This is a genomic window from Candidatus Nanosynbacter sp. HMT-352, assembly GCF_022819385.1.
In the GTDB taxonomy this organism is placed as follows: Bacteria; Patescibacteriota; Saccharimonadia; order Saccharimonadales; family Saccharimonadaceae; genus Nanosynbacter.
The window spans coordinates 223,605-245,811 of the sequence record NZ_CP089290.1 but is presented as its reverse complement, the minus strand read 5'-3'; the positions used below and the strand labels follow the sequence as shown (position 1 = coordinate 245,811).

The following is a 22,207-nucleotide window of genomic DNA, read 5'->3' as shown; positions in this document are numbered from 1 at the left end:
AATTGCTTCAAAAAGGAGAGCCAGAGATTAATAAATCAATCCGTATCAACGGAGCAATCCGTGCAAGAGAACTGCGGATAATTGGTCCTGATGGCGAGCAGCTAGGAATCATGTCCCTTAAAGAGGCTTTAAGTAAGGCCAACGACATGAATCTTGACCTAGTTGAAATATCACCGGGAGCCAATCCGCCAGTTGCTAAAATCATTGACTGGGGTAAATACCAGTACCAAAAAATGAAGGATCAACAGAAGAATCGGCGCCAAGCCAAATCTGGAGACCTAAAGCAGATGCGCTTTGGTCTAAAGATAGGAGCTGGAGACCTAGAGGTTAAGCTGAAGAAGATCCGTAAATTTTTAGAGGGCGGACATAAAGTTCGTATACAAGTGGTCTACAAAGGTCGCGAAATGGCCCATAAAGAGATCGGCTACGAATTGATCGACAAAATCATGGAGCACCTTAGTGAGGATGCAATATTAGAGCAAAAACCTCAGATGGCTGGTCGCAATCTGAGCGTAGTAATAAGGAGTAAATAATGCCAAAGCTAAAGACCCACAAAGGCACTGCGAAGCGTATCAAGCTGACCAGCACCGGAAAATTGACCCGCCAGCGCGCATTTGGCGGCCACTTGTTGGCTAAAAAGTCAAAAAGTCGTAAGCGCGCAATCAACACAACAGCAACAGTAACTGGTTCGATGGCCAAAAACGCCCGTCGAGCAATGGGAGTATAGTTATGCGAGTAAAACGAGGAGTTGCCGCACGCGCTAAGCACAAAAAAATCTTAAAAGCAGCTGAGGGAATGCAGCATAATCGCACCAGAAGTTTTCGTCTTGCAAAACAAGGTGTTATTAGAGCTCTGCAGTACGCCTACCGCGATCGTCGAAACAAGAAGCGCGATCTACGCGGTCTATGGATTACTCGAATCAATGCAGCCGCTCGACAAGAAGGCACAACTTACGGCAAGCTTATAGCTTCTATGAAATCTAAAAACATTGAGATTGATAGAAAAATATTAGCAGAATTGGCAGTTAACGAGCCAAAAGCTTTCGCTGAAATAGTAAAAGCAAGTCTATAATAGGACAAATCTACCAATATAAAACACCCTGACATTATGCAGGGTGTTTTATTCATAGTCTGCCTATAAGCCGGGTTCTGTCTAGGGCAATCATCTATCTAGTTTGCTTGTTGCCAAACAAATCAAGCGGTTATCGATCTGCGGACGGATAATCCTATTTGCAAATCTCCTTGCAGCCGACAGGGTTTACCTCTCGTCTATGTCGCCATAGACGACTGTGGGCTCTTACCCCACTCGTTTCACCTTTTCCCTCGTATATAAAATACGAAGGTAGTTTTGTCTCTGTGGCACTTTCCCTAGAGTTGCCTCCGGTCGCCGTTAACGACTGTCGTATCCTTCGCTGCCCGGACTTTCCTCTTAAGTACAACTTAAGCGATTGCCTAACAGACTACATGATATATTATAGCACTAAACCCCAGACTTGTCTGTGGGCGCTAGATATTCCCCGCATAAATGCAAGGTGGGTGCTCGCAACTTATTGCCACGACAATAAATCATTAAAGCTCCCTATCATATGATGTTAGGAAAATCATACGCGCCCACGGATAAATCCAGGGTATGGTCTTATTATACACCAAATATGTTCATAAATACACGCAAAATTGCCTGAATATAGCCCGACATAACCTGCCCAATTACATCAGAAAACAGCACAACTATAATCATCACTAGAAGAATGCCGTTCTGCTCAATTTTCTGCATAACGCCCCTGATGCTATCTGGCGCTACGGCGTATAGTATTCTAGACCCGTCCAGAGGTGGAATTGGTAGCATATTAAAAACAAAAAAGCCCAGGTTCACCGATACAGCAGTAGAAATAATCAGTCCAAATATCGTAGACTGTACTGCCCCGGTATTATTAATAACGCCGCTAAACACTCCGACGCCAAACACAATAAAGGCGATTATTAAATTAGTAATTGGGCCAGAAAGAGAGACAAGAGCCGCCCCCCAATCGCCAAAACGGACTCTATTTGGATTAAATGGAACAGGTTTAGCTCCTCCAAAAACTGGAGCATGCAGTATCACCATAATCAAAGGAAGCAAAATAGTCATTACAGGATCGATATGTCTTATGGGATTAAGCGTCAATCTCCCCTCTTCTTTTGCGGTATTATCGCCCAATGCATATCCCATAAAAGCGTGCATAGCCTCGTGAATGGTCATAGACAATAATATAACAATCAAAACTACTATTATTTCTAAAATCATAAGTGTTATTATAGCATCAATACACGATCTTGACTAATTACACAAATGCCGCTACAATAATAAGGATTGTTATTAATAATAAAGTAAAGAGAGTGGAAATGGCATCACGATGTGATTTAACAGGCAAAGGCAAGCAGTATGGCAACAACGTCAGCTTCTCCCTGCGCCGCACTAAGCGCGTTTTCAAACCAAACCTTCAGAAGAAGACTTTTGTTGTTGACGGTCAAAAAATTACCATGACTTTAAGCACAAAAGCTATTCGCACCCTGAAGAAAAAAGGTATTTTGGGCGCAACTGCTGATAAGTAATCGCTAAATCAAATTTTAATAAAATAACTCCGATTGTATTATCGGAGTTATTTTTAATTCAATGAGAAGACTCTAACTTTTCGATATTTGAACAACCGTTAAATTATCTGGTAGATCCGTTATTTTCTTTAACTTCCATTTTGGACCAGCCTCAACAACTGGAGCTCCTAGGTTTTTTACAAACTCATCCACGCCATCCTGTGGAAACTCATAATGCAAAGTAGTGTCATTGTAATGCACTGGAATCACCACCTTAGGGTCTAATTGACGAATTATTGAAGTTGCCCCCATTGCGTCTAATGTATATCCATTTCCACCGACAGGTAATATTGCAAAATCAACAACACCTATATTCTCAAGCTGATCATCAGTTAGTTTATTCTCAATATTACCAACAACCGCTCCCTTAGCTTCACCAACCGTAATTTTATATATTGTAGATTTTTTAACATCATCTGCGGTGTCGATATGTCGGCGCGCTGGAATTCCTAGCAATGAGACGTCTCCGACTTCATATTCACCTGGACCAGAAAATAGCAGTCTTGGTGTAGAATCCACAACAGCAAACCGATCCTCTGTAACCACCTCTACGTCATTATCCACAGAAACATTTTTTCCTCCGACAATCTCTAAATTCGGATCAAATACCACACGAAGTTTCTTTGTGGTAACAATAACAGCATTTGCTCCTTTATACTCTATTTCAAACATACCTACTCCTTTCTCATTATATTTTCCGTATCTACTAATACAGAGTGCTTGTTTCTTACGATATCCATTATAAACCTATCTTTGACACTCATCCTATAGTAGAAATCATCATAAGATATTACGGCATAATTTATTTCTATTTTTCTATCTTTTTCGATTTTTTTAACAAGATTTTTTATAGTTACGGCAGACATATCATCGCCGACCAATAGCAAATCAACAGCAGAGCTTGATCCGACTACTAATTTCCCCGAAATAATAGCCAATCTTAAACCTCTCATTCTCCCTAAAGAATCTTTCCAGGAAACGCTGTTCGCAGCACCCGTACCGTCTTCTGCATTTTTATCTGAGAATATAGCTGCAAGCGGCTTAATGTAAGGATAGTCTTCATTTACGCTATAGTACAGTTTATTATCAATAGCATCTTGCTGTACTATACCTACAGATACCATATTAGCTAGCTCTCGACGGACGGAGTTTATCTGCTCATCGATCATCCTAGTAATTTCTCTCACATAAAATGACTTTTCTGGATTATTCAGAAAAAGATGCAATAATTTTACCCTAGTTTTTGAACCAAATAATGAATCAATCATTGTACTATAATTGTAACATATTTTTTACTTACTATCTAATACTCGAGATAAATATTGTTCACACGAATGAACATCTCCCCATTCAATAAATGGGTTTCGTCTAAACCACGTCAACTGACGTTTCACTAAGTTTACATCACTAACAATAAACTCCCGAATAGCCTGATCTTCATCTATTTCTTTCTCGATTAATTTCTTAATAATAGGATAAACATTACCCGTCATAGCCTCATTGCACCACCCGGTATTATTGGCTAATCCTATTGTTTCTTCTACAACACCATCCTTGAACATTTTTTTTGCTCTATCTGTAATCCTCCGTTTTAGTAGTTGTTTATCTGTAGTAATTCCGACAACGACAGTATTATTCAATGGAGCCTCCAGTCCAGACGGCTTTTTATCGGCTCGCTCAATAGCCCTAATTAGATATCTTTTATTTTTACTATTCTCTGGCAATACTACATCATGATTAGCACAGTATTGCCGAAGTTCAGATATCGTCATTTCTTGTAAGTTGGCTCTCTTTTCTTTGCTGTATTTAGCTCCAAACTGAAAATCAAATATAACAGAATCAATATACAACCCTGTTCCACCAACAAGAAATGGAATATTTCCCCGACTTCGGATTTCTTTAATCTTTCGACAGGCATAGTCCTTAAATTGCGATACACTGAAAGAATCTCCTGGATCTACTAAGTCAAGACCCCAATGAGACACTCCTTGCTGCTCACCCAAAGAAGGCTTAGCTGTCCCGATATTCATACCACGATAGACAGTCCTACTGTCAGCGCAAACTATCTCTCCTCTATACTTCTTTGCTAATTGTATGACTAACGATGTTTTGCCACTAGCAGTAGGACCAACAATTACAATTAGTGGTAGGCGACCTTCATCAACGCCGTTATCTAATTTTATAAACCTATCCAATTAACTCAACCCTACAAAGATTTTATATACTCAGCAAGCTGCTCCAACGATATTTTTTCTTCGCCAGATTGCGTGCGAACACTAACCTCGTTAGCTTCCATATCCCTTGGTCCTACGATAAGTTGAACAGGTATCTTCATAGAGGTAGCCTCCCTGATCTTCTTACCTAATGATTCATTTCTAGAATCTATTGTAAATCTTACATCATTATATCTAACTGGCTCCATGAGGGTAATGTCTGATAATATAGTTGTTATTTTATCAACATATTCTAACACTGTGTCGTTAATCGTTAAAATACGAACCTGTTCTGGAGCCGCCCAAAACGGAAACCATCCGCCAGTATGTTCTATAAACACACTTAAGAATCGCTCAATTGAACCCAATAAGGCACAGTGAATCATAACTGGTGTTGTAAAATCGCCATCAGCATCTGCATATTCCAAACCAAACCTTTGTGGCTGCACGAAATCTAGCTGCACAGTTGCAACTTGATGTTCACGGCCGATTGCATCTGTTGCCATAAAGTCAATCTTTGGACCATAAAATGCCGCCTCACCCTCTTGTTCAAAATAATCCAAGCCTACTTTCTCAACAGCAGACTTTAACTGGTTCTGTGCGGAATCCCATAGACTAAGGTCGCCTAAATACGAATCAGACTCGTCACGATAGCTTAATCTAACCCTGAGCTTCATATTGATTGAGCCATATAACTCACGAGCAGCAGATAGCAAATTATTAATCTCGCCTTCAATCTGATCAGTACGACAAAATATATGACTATCATCCTGCGTTAATGAGCGCACACGGTTCAATCCGCCCAGCTCGCCAGTTTTTTCGTCGCGATAATCTGTTGTCGTTTCCAAGTATCTTACTGGCATGTCACGATAACTTCGCGGTCGTGAGGCAAAAATTTGCGTATGATGCGGACAATTCATGGGCTTAAGAGCCATCTCATCACTAGTTTCTTGGCTTTTAACTAAAAATAACTCTTCTCCAAACTTAGCCCAATGACCTGATGTTTCATATAGATCCTTTTTCGTAATATGAGGAGTCCAAACCTTTTCAAAGCCGAACTTCTGTCTCAGCTGGTTCGAATATCGAGCCACTATGTCTCGTAAAATCGTACCGCGAGGAGTAAACAAAGGTAAGCCAATTCCTACCAGAGGAGAGGTCGTATATAGATCAAGCTCCTTGCCTAATTTGCGATGATCTCGCTGTTTTGCAATTTCCAATCTATTCAGATATTCATCCAGCTCTTCCTGCGTAGCAAACGCTACACCATATATTCGCTGCATTTGTGGATTATTCTCATTGCCTCGCCAATATGCTCCAGCCGTCTTAGTAAGTTTAAATGCGCCAACTTTTCCAGTACTATCCACATGTCCACCTCTACACAAATCAGTGTAATCACCCTGAGAATACAAAGAAACAGTCTCGACTTTACTGTCGCCATCAGACACAGATCCCATTTTTTCTCCAGCTAATTCGCTAGCAACGGTAGTACCGGATCTTTTGAGGTCATTCAGCAATTCCATTTTAAAGGTCTGATCTCCCTTTATAGCCCAATCAATAGCCTCTTCTACTGACACATCGCGCCTCTCAAACGGATAATTATCCGCTACGATCTTTCGCATCTCCTCTTCTATCTTCGGAAGATCAGCTTCAGAAATTGTCCCGTTGTCAAGATAAATATCATAATAAAAACCATTATCGATAGCTGGACCCACGCCGAATTTCGCTTGAGGCCATAAATGCTGAATAGCCTGCGCCATAATATGCGCCAGGCTGTGTCTCATAGATTTTAGTTCTTCTTCACTCATACCAATATTATACCACGCTCCTTGATAGTAGACATCTGTTATGATAATATTATTATATCTGGGCGATTAGCTCATTTGGCTAGAGCGCTTCATTGACGTTGAAGAGGTGAGAGGTTCGAATCCTCTATTGCCCACCAGATACGACGATTGTATAACTCTTTATCGGTTACTGATGAAGAGTTTTTTTAATGTCGTAAAGGAGTAAAGAAAATGACAATCGCAAACTCAGATAACATCAGATCTCATATCTTTCGTGTGTATGTGGAAGAACGTACCTCAAAAGAGAATAAGCCTTATAGTGTATTGAATATCGAATGGGTTATGCCTAACGAGAAGACATACAAACAGACTGTCTTTCTCTCTGCTGAACAGCTAGCTCTTATAGAGTCATCAGTTGCTAAGGAGGCTCTACTTTAATTGTAGGGCTTTATATTTTGGTGCTTGTATTAAAAGCAAGTTAAATGTCAATGTAGACGCAGCCAGAGTGCCATTGTAGCGGGCTGGTACTCAAGTGTTGTATTGAATAATTAAAAGCTACAAGAAAGGATTAAAGCAAGTTATGAAGCTTATTGAAGCAGCTGACGCTACTAGCATCATTACGACAGTTATCGGGTACTTTACTCAAAACTGGCCTGCTCTTGCAATTCTGATCGGCTTTGGCGTTGGTCTGAAGTTGTTCCGCAGCTTTGGCAATCGTGGCCTTAAAGGTCGTTTCTAGTAGTTCGCGGGATGTACGACTCCCACCACACGTATATCCCGCACCTTGCTTAATTAAATTATGAAGACTATAGAGATTGTACAATTAATAACTCAGACTCTATCTGCTAATTTCTCTTCTCTTTTGGCGATCGTTGCTGTCGGTGCTGGAGTAAAGATAGTTTTGGATATTATTTTTAAGTCTCTTTATTCAGTTACTAATTCTAGATAGGAGTTCTTTTTATGTCATCAATGGAGTTACAAACAATTTTAGATAGATTTCTTGTAAGGTTCTTTGTCATTCTGTTTTCTGCTGTTATTTGTTGGTATCTAATAAGACGGATTAGTTATTCTGGAGGTGATAAATAATGAATTCTAGTGATATTGTCAGTTTAATTTATAACGCTATTACTCTTTTTGCATTGGGATTCTGCGTTTATTTTCTTTACACTGATTTGTTTAAGAATAGGAATAATAAAAAATGATGATGTTGTTCGCTTTATTCTCCATTTTTTTATTAGTTATAGTTGTTTTCTCGATCGATGAAGAAAAAGAATATCAGACCTATTTAAGAAAGAAGCTTGAAGATGAAAATAAATAAGAGAGTATTTTATGCTTTATCTTCTCTTTTAATTTTGGGCTATTCTGTTTTATCTCCCTTTAATTCAGTTTTTGCTCAGGGCTCTACTCCTCAGATTCCCGATTTTCATACTACTAAGAAACTATTATTACAGTACGACAAGTCTTCTGTTGATGTAAGTACTCTTTTTTATTCATATTTCTTCACTAGAAGAGATGTCGAGTGGACTTCTTCTTGTGGTCGATTTATTTCTCGAGCTGATGCTGAAAAGTCATATAAGAAAGCTGTTTACGGTAATGGTGACTGGATTGTTCTTAATTATTATTATGGTGGTAATGGTCGTGATAAGAGTTATGTTCGTCTTTATTGGACCGAATCCAAAGCTCCGAAACAGATTCTTCGTTATGATGAATATTACGGATATCATTTTTCTGAGTCTGGTTTTAAACGTATTGACTTGATTATGTCTTCTTCTAATTCTTTTAAGGTTACTTGTTCTTCTTCTTTGGTACAAGATGATACTCCTTTGGTCCTTTCTACTTCTTATTCAGAACCACCAGGTTTTATTGAAACTTTCTTGTCTACTCCTGATTATGAACTAAGCTCTATTCTTAAGGATCGTAATATTAAGATTCCTAAGTCTCTTCAAGATGAGATTTTACCTGATTTTGAATATGATGTTATTGATAAGAAAATCTCAATAAAACATTTAAAGGATCGTGATCGAATAACTCTTGATGCTTTTTCTGACTATACGAAAGATGGCTGGCGTCTAGTCGATAATACTTATCAATTAGTTTTTACTATTCAGAAGCGCCGTGGTGGCGATGTTGTGCATCAACAGACTATCGACGCTGGTGGTACTTTTTCTGTCGATTTACCTAATTACGATGAATATACTGTAGTTGCACGCTATTCCGCTAGGGCTTGCTATTCTTATGGCGAGAGTTCTTCAACTCCTGATTATTGTATAAATGGTTTTCCTAAAGATACTGAATATATAAAATATAAAGAACGTTATATGTATATTAATGTTGACGGTCAGAAGCATTCTAGCTCTACTGTCGATTCTGTCTGTCTTGAGGGTTTTTGTGAGGAGAAGCGAGAGAAGCCGAAATATGAAGACTGTTCTCAGTATGACTATAATTTTAATGGATTAAAAATACCTTCTTTCGGATCTATCGCTTGTGCTATTCGTAATTCTTTTGTTTGGTTTTTTACAGATTTTATTTTTAGTATAATTTTTCCAAAAATTGAAGATCTTCGATCTCTATGGAATGATTTATTGAATACTATTATTGATCGATTAGGTTTCTTAGCCTTGCCGTTTACGTTTATAAAAGGCGTGTTTACTACAGTTGAAGCTATGAACTCTAATAATAGTACTTGTGCTGTTTCGCTTACTGTTTTTGGCTCTACTGCTAACCTTGAGATGTGTAGGTGGCGATATCAATTACCTGCTGTTTGGTCATTTATGCAGATATTTCTTCAGGGTGGTATAGCTATTGGTTTCTTGTGGACTTGCTACAGGTTGGCCAATCGTTTCTTTGGTATTTATGTTGAGGATTATGAAGAAGAAGATCACGAGACTCATTTTGTTCGTTGGCTTGATGAGCGCACTGGAGAGCACGGTGATTGGGAAGAAAGGAGAAAGGATTAGTTTATGATAGTGATGTTTATTTTATCGTTTATAGTCGTTATAATTAAATTTATTTTATCTCTTATATTGATTCCCGCTGCTCCATTAGTCTTTCTTAATGCTATTAATAATGTTGTTCCTTATTTTGCTTTTCCTATAGTCGTTCTGAGAAATTATATAGGTGATACGTTCTTCGCTACAATGCTCGTTATGATCGTTACTAGTATTACTGTGTTTATAGCAATACGTCCTGTTCTTTGGTTCTATAACAAAGTGAGGGGTCATTAATGCCTAATATTTTACCATTTGTTTCTAAGTCTTTATCTTTCGATAAAGAAGCTATTAGAGAAAATAGACGCAATCTTAAGGATCCAGATTACTTTCGTCCCTCAGGTATTCAGACCTTTTTCGGTGAACAAGGTGATGGTAAGACCATAACTCTAATTCATTTTTATAAGAAGATCGCAAAACGCTATCCGAAAGCTATTGTTGTTTCTAACATCATATTAAAAGATCGTACCGCGCTTAAGTTTGATGGATCTTTAGATAAATTAAAGTCTATCCTCTCTCGTGAGATCGATACTGTTTCTAGCTATATCTATTATTCTTCTTTAGAAGAATATGCACTTGTCAATCAATGCGTCCGTAACGGTAAATATGGTGTGATAGTTATTACTGATGAATATCAAAATTATTTTTCTAATCAGGATTCTCGAAACGTTCCGCCCTGGGTCATTCATCAGGCCGCTCAGAATCGTAAACAGAAACGGATCCACCTCGTCACTTCTCAAGATTACGATCAGCTAGTAAAAGCTGTACGTCGTCGTTCTGATATTGCCTTCAAATGCAAGTCTTTCGCTCTTCCATTCGGCTTGTCTGCTGGTCCTATTTTTACAATTTACTGGGCGTTTATCGCTAAGAAGCTGGAGTTTGACAATAATGGCAAGCGTGTTGACGGATCGCGTCCTCTCAAAATGGGATTCTTCTTCCAGTCGCAAGCGTTGCGCGATTCATACGACACTAATCAGGTCGTATTTACTGGCTCTCAGGCTGACGGCGTCTACCTTGCCTCACAACCTACTGTCACGATAAAGAAACTTGCCGTTCCCCTTAGAAGGAGAAAGGGGGTGTTTTTCAGGTAGAAGCGACTCTCTGATCGGCGCGAAAAGTTACGCTTTTCGCGTCCGGGCGGTGTCTATAGGTTCTCGCCCGTAGGGCTACTTGATAACCCAACACTTAACAAGCGTTTATAGAAGTAAACAACACGTAAAAAATAACATATTGGGGGTATGTTTAATGAATCAATCTTTAACTGTAATTGAACACATTACAAAGGAATACCCTAATAATATGTATAAAGTCACTATTTTTAACAATCCCTTAGTTATTCCACGACCCAGATTGGGTCATAAGCCTAACAGAAATTCGGAGAAGCCATCAGATAAAGCTATTGAAGAGTCACTTCGTCGTACTCGTACTACTATTTTCGATTATGCTTTATCTAATAATTTTTCCTATTTTGTTACTTTTACTTTCAATCCTAAGAAGGTTGATAGATATTCTATAGAGTCTACATCGAATATTATGAAGTACTGGCTCAATCGTCAGAAGAAGCACTCTCCTAATTTTGCATACGTGATTGTTCCCGAATTCCATAAAGACGGTGCTATCCACTTTCACGCTTTGATTCGTGATTATAATGCCGAATTGAAGTCTACTAATGTTTTTCAGAATGGTAAACGCGTCTATAACCTTACAGGTTTTACTGCTGGTTTTACTAACGCTCAGAAGCTTGATGATGATCAAACTAAGGCTGCAGCGTATCTTACTAAGTATATTACTAAGGATATGATCAATCGATTCAATAAACGTCGCTACTGGGCCTCTAAGAATCTATACAAGCCCGTAAAGCGTTATGAATCATTATCTGAATTAGGGTTGGATTCGTATATTTTTGATGATAATTTAGTTTTTTCTTCTGATAAGTATGATATATCTGTTTATCAGTTTAAACGTGATTCAGCTATTGATTCTATTTATGATCTATTGATCGATAGAGATGTACCTACTTCGTCATCTGTTATTCCTGTTAGCGTCAGACTTCGTCAAGCATCATTACCTACAATATTCAAACAGACTCGCCCTCTTCCGCCTTAATTTTTTGTTTTTAGATAGTCTTCTATAATTTTCTTTATCTCTATAGTTTTATTGTAGATTCCTACTGTACAGAATGAAGCTATCATCATAATTATCATACATAAGAATACAATAAATATTACTATTATAGTTTCTAGCGGTAATTGTGTTAGATCCATTTTTTTCCTTTTTATTTAGTTTTATCTATAGGTGCATTATATAACATAAATTGGAGGGTAGAAAGTGTTTTTTTATGAAGATATCTGAAGCTTTTAAGCTTTATATTTGCGATTATGTATTAAGAGCTGGTAAGTCTATTAATACTGAATCTAGCTATTTAAATATCAGTAAGTCCTTGATTTCATTTTTTGGAGATGTAGACATTGAAAGTTTATCTTTTTCGGATTTTAGAGATTGGCACAACTTTGTTTCATCTCGATGGAGATCTAATACCGTTCGTAATGCTATCTCTTGCATTCGTATGGTTTTAAAGATGACTGCAAGGAGAGGATTCAATGTTATGGATTATGAAGAGTTAGTTGTTCCTAAGCGTGAGAAGTATGTTATTCAATACTTATTACCAGAGGAGATTGAGGATTTTATTTCTGTTGCCTCTCGTCAATGTAGAGGATATGGATCTATGAATCGATTGCGCAACATTGCAATATTGCGTTTGTTGGCCGCATCGGGTATTCGTGTTTCTGAATTAGTATCCTTGAATCGCAACAGTATTCGTCATCGTAAATTTACGGTTATTGGAAAGAGTAAGAATCCTCGTGTCGTTTTTATTGATGAAGCTACTGAAGACGCTATAAATAATTATTTAGCTTGTCGCACTGACGACAACTCTGCCCTTTTTATTTCTCATCAAGGCGCTCGATCTCGTCTTACTACTGGCGGTGTTCGTCGTATATTTGAATCTATTTGCGATAATTCAGACTTTATTAATGTGACTCCCCACACCATTCGCCATTCGTTTGCTACAATGCTTTTAGATAAAGGTATTGAATTATGCTATATTTCGGATTTACTGGGCCATCAGAGCTTAGATACGACGCGTATTTATACACACTATACGAATACAAAATTACAACATATTTATGATTCAGTTATGGCTTAAATGTGTTATTATATATGTAGTTAGTAACTTTTACAGAGTATTCCATTGACGTTGAAGAGGTGAGAGGTTCGAATCCTCTATTGCCCACCAGATGCGACATATAAGCCTCGTCGACAGTAGACGGGGCTTTTTATTAATAGAATTAGTTAATACAATAAAAAATAACCGAACCTACACGTTTACCATATAGACCTTGACTTTATTTGATAAGTATGTTAGAATTTAAAGTATGAGTAAACATGACTCACCTAGTTTAGGCACAAAAAAGCCGCAACACTGTTCTTTATTGAGCAAGACCAAAATTCACTACGAATATAACAAGAAGATCAACGAAGAAAGATCTATACTTAATTAAGTTACCAGATTTATAAAGTAATCGCCTCTACAATGAGGCGATTTTTATTTTTACACAGCACTTTTCCACTGGATTTTTTTATAGTTGTATGTCAATATATTGATATGATATGCATAAAATGTTTTCACGAAAAAACCCACGTAACAAATTCTCGTCAAAATAAAAAATACCCAATAACCTGGCGTAGACATATATGCGACCAATGCGGTTATTCTTTTACAACCTACGAAAAGCCTGCGATTTCCCTCGTTGTCACATCACAAGATGGCAAGAAAAATAATTTTTCTATAGGAAAGTTGATACTTAGTATTGCGCGAAGTTTTAATCATAACGAGAAATTAGCAGGCTCATATAGCCATGACTTGGCCAATACTATACAAGATAAATTAATACATCTACACAACAAACCCGCGATATCATCGCAACACATCGCCGAAATAACCCACTCAACATTACAGAATTTCGACCAAATAGCCGCACTGCAATACGCAGCACAACATGATCTTATTACTCCTCAGAGGAAGAAGCGTCGCGGTCGCCCCTCTTTTTCTTATTCTGAGCACGACTCTGATCATTCATCTCTACAGTAGTCTTCTCTGTCACGTCAAACTTATCAAGATATTTACCAAGCAAAAGATGAGTCTGGGCATTATACGAGGCCATTGAACTGTATACTATAGCAATTACAGGCATCAAAGCCCATTGCAGGACCATTAATATATTCCTACTCTTTTTATATCTTTCTGGGCGCGAAGGCAGAAGTTTAAATGATACGAAAATTGAAACCAGAATACCCACCATAGCTATCTGTTGTATTAAGCTAACCGTATCCGGCAGTTGATGTGCGGCAACACTACGAGCAGCCTCACTATTCAGCACAAGCGGCGCCCACCCGCCAAAAGCAACAATTAGGGCAATACAGGCCTGCGTTACATGTCCATCTAACAACCTTATAAACCTGGCTAGACTAGGCCAAAATTTTACTGTTCTATTTTTATTGAATACGTTATTACCAACGTATGCCACATCTGAAGCTCCGTAGCTCCAACGACGCAACTGAACAAACTGAGCCTTCAGCGTCTTTTTATATCCATTAGACAATACCGCATCCTGATAAATCGGCACAAAAATCGGCACAACTTCATAATTACCATCAAAATAGAAATAGCTTCTCCAGTACTGGTGGCCATCTTCAACAATTGTTCGCGTACTCCAAAAGTTCATCTCAACGAGAGCATTCATTGGTTGCGAATGTGACGCAAAGTTACGCAGAGAATATGGGCGCATGGAGCTGATAATATTCCAAAATGAGTTCCCTGTTGCCACTACTCGCATTGGCGCGGGAACATCCCATATATTATTAGTAAACAAGCATATGGGCTGGAACGATAAATGTTTTCTGTCTTCATGAGTAATATACTCATATGTCACATAATCAAAGTAATACTTATGCGGCTTATTATCACAATCCATCGTTGTAACAATAACATCAGAAAAGGCTATTTCTTCCTGTTGTAAATATTGCTCCAGCCACTTGCCTGCATACGTGATATTTCCACCCTTACCAACCACTTCATTTGGCAGGTCTTTTGGATGTTTTACAATATGGAAAGAATGAAAGTACTTACCATATTTCTTTTTCAGTATTTTAGCTGTTGTATCAATATCAACACCACCACGCTCTTCGTACGCAAAAACTACAATTAGACGCTTCTTGTCGTATGTAGTATCTAAAACCGACTTAAGAGCAGGCTCAATCACTTCTATACTCTCGTTGTATGCAGGCATAATAAGAGCGTTGTAAATATTACTAGGTTTAGGATAGTACCCATCTTCCGCAGCAGACATAAATCTTAGATTGTCTACATGTTGTTGATATAACAACTCCTTAGATTGATTATCTCTCAGTCTAGAGTATGCTTCTTTCGGATCTTCCAAATCAGACAATCGACCATTCCAGTCGACTCTCGACGCTTTTTCCATATTACTATAACCACTAATTACCCTATAGCTAATTGCTATGGCCTTCACAAACGCGGCCAGGATTATAGACAGTAAATAAATTGACGCCAGAACAGGACTTAAAATAGACAAAACGATCAAAAGAACAATAGCCCCGTAGCTTAATAATCCAGGAAGCATCTCAAGAAAACGATATTTTTTTGTTCGTTTACCAAGTGGGATTTCAATGTCCATGTATTATCCTATCGATGCAATTTTAATTATAGAATAGGCTAAAATAGCTAAAATAGCTAAAATACCCAACGTCAACCATAAAATAAATATAGCCAAGCTTCGTTTCTCTAGTGAAATTAACTTGACACTTAGCGCAGAGTGACCAAAAACTATCACAAACGCCAAAGCAAAATAACTAAATAGACTAGACCAGTGGCTCCTATAAAAATTCGCATCACCATACGTAGTGTAGCGCGTAATAACCTGAGCCTCGCTATGTTTTATTGATGATCCTAAAAATATAGATATAACAATAGCCACAACAACATTAACGATCAAAAGAGTTGCCACAGTCCTGTCGCCAAAAACAATTTTTATCGATTTCTTTATAGTGTCTTTCATAAAATGGAGCCGTTGACTGGGCTTGAACCAGCGACCTGCTCGTTACGAATGAGCTGCTCTACCAGCTGAGCTACAACGGCAAACTCCTTAGAAAATTATAGCAAAAATAGGAGTTTTTTCAAACTAGAACGACTATTTATCAATTGAAATGAAATATTTTACTTTATTGTTATTTTTTAAGTAGTTAAACTGGTTATTAAATTCAGTCAATGGAACTTTTACATAAGAGTAATTTACGGTGTTGCCTTCAATATTATTAAGCGTCACAAAGTAATATCCGTCACCTGAAAGAGTCTTTATAGGACCTGAGATTTTGCCCTTTGTTAATGACATAGCTGCTTTCGTTAGACCTCCGTCAGAATTATCCGTAGAGACGGATAGATCAAATACAGACTGCACTTTGTCGCCCATTCCCGTAGCAATATCCTTCAATGACTTACCCTCTTGCAGCCTCTTCTTAATGTCAGACACTAGGTTATTGGCTGTTTTATCAATCTTAAAAGATACTTCCTGCTTTAACAAAGTATATTTCATAGCAGTTTTTAGCTCATCCATTGACCAATGAAGATTGTCTTTCACTACAGACTCATAAGCGGACTGCGATAGCTTACTAGATTCCTGCTGTTTTTTGATAAGATCTTGAACCTTTTTATCATCTACCGTAATATTATTTTCTCTCGCAAGTTTTTTGACATATGCCACCTCCAACGCCTTATCTATGGACTGGTTTTGGTAGAACTTAACTTTGTCCTTTTGATCTGCTAGCCCTTGAGACTGCAATACCGCCAATGAGCTACGATGGTACAAAAGATAGTCACTATACTCAGCATTTTCTCCGTCAATATTAGCCACAGGAAGAGGTAAAATCTTAGTTATCCTATATGCAATATCACTTGTGTCTTTCCAGACATATAACTGCACCCAACCAAGAGCAATGAAAACAATTAGAATAACAACACTAACAAGCATCGTTATCCATACCAATCGGCGTTTGGTGTATTGGATGGGATATTTATGCTTACGACCGGCCGCCAAAACCTTCTCGCGGTGCTGGGCTACTGTATCGTTTGTAATCCTCTTAGGTAGCTCCTTTGGTTGTTTTTTATCTTTACGGTTCAATAGATTCTTCATTGATATCCTCCTTCTTTGTCGAAATTTCCACTGCGTCTTGTAGCTTATTATAGATCTTATCCGGATGTTCTACGTTTTTTATAACAAGATCCCCTACAAAAGTTTGAATAACTATTGTTCCGAATTTAAACATTTCTCCGCTAAACCCCGGGATACTATAACTAATATTCTGAATTTTTGACAATTTCAGCTCAATGACATCTTTACCAAAAAATCCATGCTGAGTAATCTGACGAATCCTCTGATCGGTAACAATATAGTAAGTATAAAACCACATCAAAAAATGATAGAAAAAGAGCATCAAACCAAAAATAAATCCACCAACAAACACCCATAAAAGATTCAAATTATCTTGCCAAATTAAAAAAGGCAATGAACCAAGCGTCATCGATCCTAGAAGAAGATAGAATCCTTTTCTCATAGCGATTATGTGACGACGAAACACAAACAACAGTCGCTCTCCGTCACGCTGCCCATCAAATTGCTTATCTTTAATTTGCTCTGTCATATATCTGGTACCCCGGGCAGGAGTCGAACCTACAACCTTATCCTTAGGACGGATCTGCTCTATCCAGTTGAGCTACCGAGGCATACAACCATTATACCACGGTAGCTCTCAGGAAAGACTAGCTTAGCGAGTAAACTTTTCACTTAATGTGTGATAATTTACCAATTCTTCCGGCTTGAACCAATGCTCGATCTCACGAACAGCCTCATCTGAATCGCCAGATGCGTGAATCAAATTTGGAACTCCCTTTTGGCACTCATCTGCATAGCCAAAACTAATATGTGAGTAATCACCGCGAATTGTTCCCATATCAGCCGACTTAGGTTCTGTTGGACCAACAATCTTCCTAACAACAGCAACAGCTTCGACGCCCTCTAGTACCATTGCTATAACTGGACCATCCATCATCATATCTAGTGTTATATTCAAAGTATCCTCGCCTCGACGAGTAGCCAATTTACCGATGTCCTCGTAATGAGCATAGTAATGGTCTCTGGATGGTGATGTCATTTTTACGCCAACTATTTTTAGACCAACTCGCTCAAAACGTTGTAAAATTTCCCCAACTATACCTCGTTGAACTGCGTCAGGCTTAAAGACGATCAATGTCCTCTCAACGCCACAGTAGTTTTTTTCGCTTTCTGCCATAGATACTCCTCTGCTTATTATTTTCTAATATAGTAGCAGAAATAAATAATTTGATAAACATATTCATTAGCGATAGAATAAATATTATGTTTATGTCAGAAGCCTTAACTGATTTCTTAGAACACCTAGAGGTTGAAGGTGGACGCAGTCAAAAAACCATCATAAATTATCAACTATACCTGGAGAGATTCATCGATTTTGCCGGCGATATAGATGTTGAGAAAATTACATCAGAACTAATACGCCAGTATCGCCTCTGGCTAAACCGTTATAAAAATGACAACACCGGCGAAGAACTATCTTTAATTACCCAAAGTTACCATCTTATTGCATTACGAGGTCTGCTAACCTACCTTTCTCGTCGTAATATCAAAAGTCTAGCGGCCGACAGAATTATATTGCCCAAAGTAGTCCGTAAACAAGTGACTTTTTTACAATATGACGAGGTTTTACGCATGATCGATCAAATACCAACCGATACAGAATCTGGTCTGAGAGATCGAGCAATCGTTGAGTTGCTATTTTCCAGTGGACTACGTGTTTCAGAATTGGTCAATTTAAACCGAGATCATATAAACCTAAAGAGGCGCGAATTTATGGTGCGAGGAAAAGGACAAAAGGATCGCCCTGTTTTTATTTCGAAAAGTGCTGCCGAACACATATCGGCATACCTGGAAGCTAGAACAGATAATTTACCCGCCCTATTTTTAAGCTATAGTAAACGCCACGCAACTCCCAACACCTCCGGAGATTACCGTAGGTTAAGCGCGCGCAGCATTCAGAGAATGGTTGGTCAATACGCTAGATTAGCTGGTATCACAAAACATGTAAGCCCACACACTATGCGCCATAGCTTTGCCACCGACCTACTTATGAACGGTGCAGACTTGCGTTCAGTCCAATCAATGCTGGGACATAGCAATATATCAACAACACAGGTATATACGCACGTTACCGACCAGCATCTGAAAGATATTCACGACCGATTTCATAGCGACACAGAAGCTTAGCTTATGGGCTTACATCGACCTGCGGTAGCAGATCCGCCGCCAGATACAGAGAAATCTTTGCATAGACTATTCTTTAATTCAACCGCATTATTAGGATATGCGAAATCATCTCCTATTTGCAATCGAGCTTCAACTCTTCTGAATAAATCACTTGCCCGCCCCGTGGAATCGACAATTGGCTGGACTCCATCAAAATTGACAATCGTTCCGTCGGTTTTCTGAAGAGAAATCTTCACACTACCACCTTTATATATAGGTAATAACCTTAAGAACGCAGTTTCGCTACCGGCTGGAATCTCATCAACATCAATCACCGCTTTACATGAATATTCGCCAGAAAACTTGAATGTCTTGCTGCAAGAAATCACACTTGTTCCGTTATTATGTTCGTTACCGTCAGTTGCGCGTGGATGATCAGAAATCTTACCAGAAACAGCAGTACCATTCTGACCTACTACGTCTGATCTTAAAACATTCGGTCGTAAGAAAGAAGTGACACCAGTTGAGTCTAAAGCCGCTAAATTAAAGGTGGCGCCTGGGTTAATAAGCTGCACGCGCATCAATTGTGGCGAATTGGCATTCCAGTTGTTTTTCGTCGGCAGATCCCCAGAAGTGGATATTTCAGTGTTAGCGGCGTTGGCGCCATTCAAATTACTCTCATCATCGCGCCTATACCATTCAATAGATATCTTATTGAATGAACCAGTTGCGCGTAGTGGCACAATTTGAGATTTTTCCTCGATAGACTTATATATAAAATCTTGAGATTTCATAGTGATCTTTACGCAAGTATACGCTTGATCAAATTTTTTACCCGCATCTGTACCAGTTTTAATAATAGTTTCACCAGAAGAGCCACCTCCGACAACACCAGATGCCGCGACCATATTACAATTAATTGGACCATTCAGCACTCCCGCCGCTTGAATATTGCCCGTCTGGGCGGCACGAACCACACGCTTAGCATCTTCAACCCCAGCCAAAGCCGCGTCATAAGCACTCTGCGACAGATCATTATTCGAGGATTGTCGCTGATCCATAATCATCAACTTAATAAAACCAATAGTAACAATAGTCAGCAACATCGCGCCAAATATAACCGCAAAAAGAGATACAGCACCTGATTGTCGCGCATTTTTACCCATTTGTCCTCACAATCATCTCAAATTTATTTATAGCACAGAACTCAAAATTGCTATCATCTTCAGTCGGAGCTTTACAGGAAGAATTCCTTATTTCACTCATCTTGCTCGTCCCCAGCGTAAAGGTCAATTTATACAGCGCCTCCCTTGAATTGTCTGAGGTAACCTTTTCTAATGTAACTTCGTGTACACCAATTGAGCCATCGCCGCTATTGATAGCCCTGAGCAAATTGGACGATTTCGCAAGATCGACGGTTTCCGGATATTTGCCAGAAGCATCTTTTTTACACAATCCACTATCCGCATCAACTACGCGCACCAAATTCACTGGATTACCATTAACCTTAAACAGGCTATTTCCGCCCAACAGGCTAGGATCGTCCAAATACTTTGGATTATTCCACACATAAGAATGAGAGCCAAGACAAAGTCGACCAGTTGACCAATTGCTATTATTCGGCACCCTCAACCCCGTACTATCAATCTTTTCAGCATTCGCCTGAAGAAAATCACGTCGGATAGTGTCTGAAATATCCCGCCCCGCTTGATTAACATCACGAAGCACAATTCCTCTACTATACATTTTTCCCGCTTGAATACCCACCATAGCAATCGACAACAAAAGAACAGAGATAAAACTCATAGCGAGCATCAATTCGATAAGTGTAAATCCCTTTTTATAGTCCCGAATCATATAACCTCACAATTGTACCAATAGTTGCCGGCATTTTACTGCCAACTGGCATCCAGCACGCTTTTATGTACGCATCATATTTATTGCTATCCCTGCTCCCGACAGTCGTACTCGGCTTAACCAATCTAACAGATATTCCATACGTTTTTTTAGTATCGCTATCAACCCGCGCGTACGTTTCTGCTGGTTTATAATCGCCAGGATTGTTCAATATACTAATCTTCGAAGCAAGTGAAGGCGTCGCAGCCAAAGCAAACTCTTTCGTAGAAAAATCATCAGGACATTTCTCAGCACCCAAGTTTCCTTCATTGCTATTAACAGCAGAAACGCTCACCGAATTATTGTCTACCAATTTCTTCCAAGTGTCATTTTTCATATCATGCGCATATCTTAGCATTTCAGCCTGAGCGTCAATCTGTTGGCGAACCAACGTCGTCTCTAAAGAATACTGAGCAATAGCCATCCCGCGATTCATAGTTTCTAATGCAATAACGGCAACTAGACTAAAAATGGTTACTCCAAGCAGCACTTCAACAAGTGTGTCGCCCCTGTTAAGCTTACGCATCAGCACAACCTCCTGTCGCATTACCCATAACTATAGCATCAGCAGAACCTGCATGCGATCGTAGGAAAATAGATAATCTCTCCCCCGGTAGCCAGCCGTCATCATAAACACAAATTTCCCTCTGTTGACGCTGCTCGCCAGCAGATTGCACAACTCCAGCACTATTTTTATTATTGACGAAATCAGTTAAATTGTCACCGAATCGGCTCGTGTCAGTTCTAATATCCAACTGCCCCGTCTCTGGATGACGGTACATCAAAATAGAAATATACGCACTATCCTTAGCTTGGTTAGAAAACCTAGTTTTTGCTTGCCAATTAACGATATATTTATCAGACTCAGCGCCGCGTTTATAAGTCCACGCGCTACCCTTATCTGATCTATAGGCATAAACTGGATAAGTTTTGTACAGATTGCCGTCCGTCGAGCCCAGAGAACCTTCAGTGGTAATATAGCGACCGACGATCACACAATCAGATTGTCCACGTAGAGTTTCAGCTTGACCATCAGAGCCTTCAATTGGACAAGTGCCCTTAGATCTCTCATTCTCAACATTGACCACCTTCGAGTACTCATTTCGCAAAAAACCAGCATAAGACTGCACCGAATCGCGATATTGCTGACGATTAATTGACATACTTACGCCAACCATCAGCATAGAGGTCAGCAAACCAGAAATAGCCACAAACAAAATCACTTCAATTATAGTAAAACCTTTTTGTTTATTGCCCATCACTTCTCCATTATAGCATAAGCGC

The 22,207-nt window shown here is 38.9% G+C and carries 26 protein-coding genes, 4 tRNA genes and 1 other RNA gene; 14 read left to right on the top strand and 17 right to left on the bottom strand.

Annotated features, from left to right (window positions below; translation table 11 throughout):
• Window positions 1–2 precede the first annotated feature (2 nt).
• Genes infC through rplT form a run of 3 tightly spaced genes read left to right on the top strand, consistent with a single transcriptional unit; the run spans window position 3 to window position 1,071 of the window.
• Window positions 3–533: a translation initiation factor IF-3 gene (gene infC / locus LRM44_RS01285; protein ID WP_129743560.1), complete on the top strand. Its 531-nt coding sequence runs from the start codon at window positions 3–5 to the stop codon at window positions 531–533.
• Window positions 533–727: a 50S ribosomal protein L35 gene (gene rpmI / locus LRM44_RS01280; RefSeq protein WP_129743559.1), complete on the top strand. Its 195-nt coding sequence runs from the start codon at window positions 533–535 to the stop codon at window positions 725–727. The genes infC and rpmI overlap by 1 nt, the downstream gene beginning before the upstream one ends.
• Before the next feature lie 2 nt (window positions 728–729).
• Window positions 730–1,071 (top strand): 50S ribosomal protein L20, encoded by a 342-nt coding sequence (rplT, locus tag LRM44_RS01275; RefSeq protein WP_129743558.1) that lies wholly within the window; start codon window positions 730–732, stop codon window positions 1,069–1,071.
• 50 nt (window positions 1,072–1,121) lie between these two features.
• Here rplT and rnpB read toward each other — a convergent pair.
• An RNA gene (gene rnpB, locus LRM44_RS01270) (RNase P RNA component class A) lies at window positions 1,122–1,463 on the bottom strand.
• Window positions 1,464–1,638: 175 nt separating this feature from the next.
• Complete coding sequence (locus tag LRM44_RS01265; RefSeq protein ID WP_243804280.1) at window positions 1,639–2,283, bottom strand: site-2 protease family protein; 645 nt, start codon at window positions 2,281–2,283, stop codon at window positions 1,639–1,641.
• Window positions 2,284–2,381: 98 nt separating this feature from the next.
• Here LRM44_RS01265 and rpmB point away from each other — a divergent pair, with 98 nt between their 5' ends.
• Complete coding sequence (gene rpmB, locus LRM44_RS01260; protein WP_129632249.1) at window positions 2,382–2,591, top strand: 50S ribosomal protein L28; 210 nt, start codon at window positions 2,382–2,384, stop codon at window positions 2,589–2,591.
• Window positions 2,592–2,663: 72 nt separating this feature from the next.
• Here the strand turns inward: rpmB and LRM44_RS01255 are convergent, their stop codons facing one another.
• Genes LRM44_RS01255 through thrS form a run of 4 tightly spaced genes read right to left on the bottom strand, consistent with a single transcriptional unit; the run spans window position 2,664 to window position 6,648 of the window.
• A complete protein-coding gene (locus tag LRM44_RS01255; protein ID WP_243804278.1) occupies window positions 2,664–3,302 on the bottom strand; it encodes an MBL fold metallo-hydrolase in 639 nt (212 codons plus the stop codon).
• 2 nt (window positions 3,303–3,304) lie between these two features.
• The gene (locus tag LRM44_RS01250; protein WP_243804276.1) at window positions 3,305–3,898 is read right to left on the bottom strand and encodes a hypothetical protein; all 594 of its coding nucleotides are present in this window, start codon (window positions 3,896–3,898) and stop codon (window positions 3,305–3,307) included.
• 24 nt (window positions 3,899–3,922) lie between these two features.
• Window positions 3,923–4,825 (bottom strand): tRNA (adenosine(37)-N6)-dimethylallyltransferase, encoded by a 903-nt coding sequence (locus tag LRM44_RS01245; RefSeq protein WP_243804274.1) that lies wholly within the window; start codon window positions 4,823–4,825, stop codon window positions 3,923–3,925.
• Between the two features lie 11 nt (window positions 4,826–4,836).
• Window positions 4,837–6,648 carry a threonine--tRNA ligase gene (gene thrS / locus LRM44_RS01240; protein WP_243804272.1) on the bottom strand — a complete coding sequence of 604 codons (1,812 nt, stop codon included), beginning with the start codon at window positions 6,646–6,648 and terminating at the stop codon, window positions 4,837–4,839.
• Between the two features lie 60 nt (window positions 6,649–6,708).
• On the opposite strand from thrS, the gene LRM44_RS01235 reads away from it, so the two are divergent.
• The 9 genes from LRM44_RS01235 (at window position 6,709) to LRM44_RS04195 (ending at window position 13,764) form a co-directional block, all read left to right on the top strand.
• A tRNA-Val gene (locus LRM44_RS01235) sits at window positions 6,709–6,785 on the top strand.
• Between the two features lie 422 nt (window positions 6,786–7,207).
• Window positions 7,208–7,366, top strand: a complete 159-nt coding sequence (locus tag LRM44_RS01230; protein WP_178143158.1) for a major coat protein — start codon at window positions 7,208–7,210, stop codon at window positions 7,364–7,366.
• A gap of 565 nt (window positions 7,367–7,931) precedes the next feature.
• Window positions 7,932–9,584 carry a hypothetical protein gene (locus tag LRM44_RS01225; RefSeq protein WP_243804270.1) on the top strand — a complete coding sequence of 551 codons (1,653 nt, stop codon included), beginning with the start codon at window positions 7,932–7,934 and terminating at the stop codon, window positions 9,582–9,584.
• A 266-nt stretch (window positions 9,585–9,850) separates the two neighbouring features.
• Entirely contained in the window at window positions 9,851–10,705 is an 855-nt protein-coding gene (locus tag LRM44_RS01220; RefSeq protein ID WP_243804268.1) for a hypothetical protein, read from the top strand.
• A gap of 154 nt (window positions 10,706–10,859) precedes the next feature.
• A complete protein-coding gene (locus LRM44_RS01215; RefSeq protein WP_445083029.1) occupies window positions 10,860–11,720 on the top strand; it encodes a rolling circle replication-associated protein in 861 nt (286 codons plus the stop codon).
• 232 nt (window positions 11,721–11,952) lie between these two features.
• Window positions 11,953–12,819, top strand: a complete 867-nt coding sequence (locus LRM44_RS04180) for a tyrosine-type recombinase/integrase (RefSeq protein ID WP_243804264.1) — start codon at window positions 11,953–11,955, stop codon at window positions 12,817–12,819.
• 2 nt (window positions 12,820–12,821) lie between these two features.
• Window positions 12,822–12,909, top strand: a tRNA-Val gene (locus LRM44_RS01205).
• A 139-nt stretch (window positions 12,910–13,048) separates the two neighbouring features.
• On the top strand, window positions 13,049–13,174 hold the full coding sequence (locus tag LRM44_RS04155; protein WP_259373137.1) for a hypothetical protein: 126 nt from the start codon (window positions 13,049–13,051) through the stop codon (window positions 13,172–13,174).
• Between the two features lie 32 nt (window positions 13,175–13,206).
• Entirely contained in the window at window positions 13,207–13,764 is a 558-nt protein-coding gene (locus LRM44_RS04195) for an NrdR family transcriptional regulator (RefSeq protein WP_445083028.1), read from the top strand.
• Here LRM44_RS04195 and LRM44_RS01200 read toward each other — a convergent pair.
• From LRM44_RS01200 to LRM44_RS01170, 7 genes are all read right to left on the bottom strand, one after another.
• Window positions 13,682–15,370 (bottom strand): glycosyltransferase family 2 protein, encoded by a 1,689-nt coding sequence (locus LRM44_RS01200; RefSeq protein WP_243804262.1) that lies wholly within the window; start codon window positions 15,368–15,370, stop codon window positions 13,682–13,684. The genes LRM44_RS04195 and LRM44_RS01200 overlap by 83 nt on opposite strands.
• Window positions 15,371–15,373: 3 nt before the next feature.
• The gene (locus LRM44_RS01195) at window positions 15,374–15,751 is read right to left on the bottom strand and encodes a hypothetical protein (protein WP_243804261.1); all 378 of its coding nucleotides are present in this window, start codon (window positions 15,749–15,751) and stop codon (window positions 15,374–15,376) included.
• A gap of 4 nt (window positions 15,752–15,755) precedes the next feature.
• Window positions 15,756–15,831 (bottom strand) — tRNA-Thr (locus tag LRM44_RS01190).
• A 52-nt stretch (window positions 15,832–15,883) separates the two neighbouring features.
• Window positions 15,884–16,882, bottom strand: coding sequence for a SurA N-terminal domain-containing protein (locus LRM44_RS01185; protein WP_243804259.1), 999 nt, complete (start codon window positions 16,880–16,882; stop codon window positions 15,884–15,886).
• Window positions 16,860–17,390: a PH domain-containing protein gene (locus tag LRM44_RS01180; RefSeq protein WP_146554927.1), complete on the bottom strand. Its 531-nt coding sequence runs from the start codon at window positions 17,388–17,390 to the stop codon at window positions 16,860–16,862. Before LRM44_RS01180 ends, LRM44_RS01185 begins: the two co-directional genes overlap by 23 nt.
• Window positions 17,391–17,395: 5 nt before the next feature.
• Window positions 17,396–17,472: transfer RNA gene (locus LRM44_RS01175), tRNA-Arg, on the bottom strand.
• A gap of 41 nt (window positions 17,473–17,513) precedes the next feature.
• Window positions 17,514–18,038, bottom strand: a complete 525-nt coding sequence (locus LRM44_RS01170; protein ID WP_129743549.1) for a nucleoside-diphosphate kinase — start codon at window positions 18,036–18,038, stop codon at window positions 17,514–17,516.
• Window positions 18,039–18,124: 86 nt separating this feature from the next.
• On the opposite strand from LRM44_RS01170, the gene xerA reads away from it, so the two are divergent.
• On the top strand, window positions 18,125–19,048 hold the full coding sequence (gene xerA / locus LRM44_RS01165) for a site-specific tyrosine recombinase/integron integrase (protein WP_243804257.1): 924 nt from the start codon (window positions 18,125–18,127) through the stop codon (window positions 19,046–19,048).
• Here the strand turns inward: xerA and LRM44_RS01160 are convergent.
• From LRM44_RS01160 to LRM44_RS01145, 4 genes are read right to left on the bottom strand one after another with little or no spacing between them, the layout of a single operon-like run.
• Window positions 19,045–20,193: a hypothetical protein gene (locus LRM44_RS01160; protein WP_129634912.1), complete on the bottom strand. Its 1,149-nt coding sequence runs from the start codon at window positions 20,191–20,193 to the stop codon at window positions 19,045–19,047. The two genes, xerA and LRM44_RS01160, sit on opposite strands and share 4 nt — an antisense overlap.
• Window positions 20,186–20,884: a PilW family protein gene (locus LRM44_RS01155; RefSeq protein WP_243804255.1), complete on the bottom strand. Its 699-nt coding sequence runs from the start codon at window positions 20,882–20,884 to the stop codon at window positions 20,186–20,188. Before LRM44_RS01155 ends, LRM44_RS01160 begins: the two co-directional genes overlap by 8 nt.
• On the bottom strand, window positions 20,868–21,449 hold the full coding sequence (locus tag LRM44_RS01150; RefSeq protein ID WP_243804253.1) for a type II secretion system protein: 582 nt from the start codon (window positions 21,447–21,449) through the stop codon (window positions 20,868–20,870). The genes LRM44_RS01155 and LRM44_RS01150 overlap by 17 nt, the downstream gene beginning before the upstream one ends.
• Window positions 21,442–22,182 (bottom strand): type II secretion system protein, encoded by a 741-nt coding sequence (locus LRM44_RS01145; RefSeq protein ID WP_243804251.1) that lies wholly within the window; start codon window positions 22,180–22,182, stop codon window positions 21,442–21,444. Before LRM44_RS01145 ends, LRM44_RS01150 begins: the two co-directional genes overlap by 8 nt.
• Window positions 22,183–22,207 lie beyond the last annotated feature (25 nt).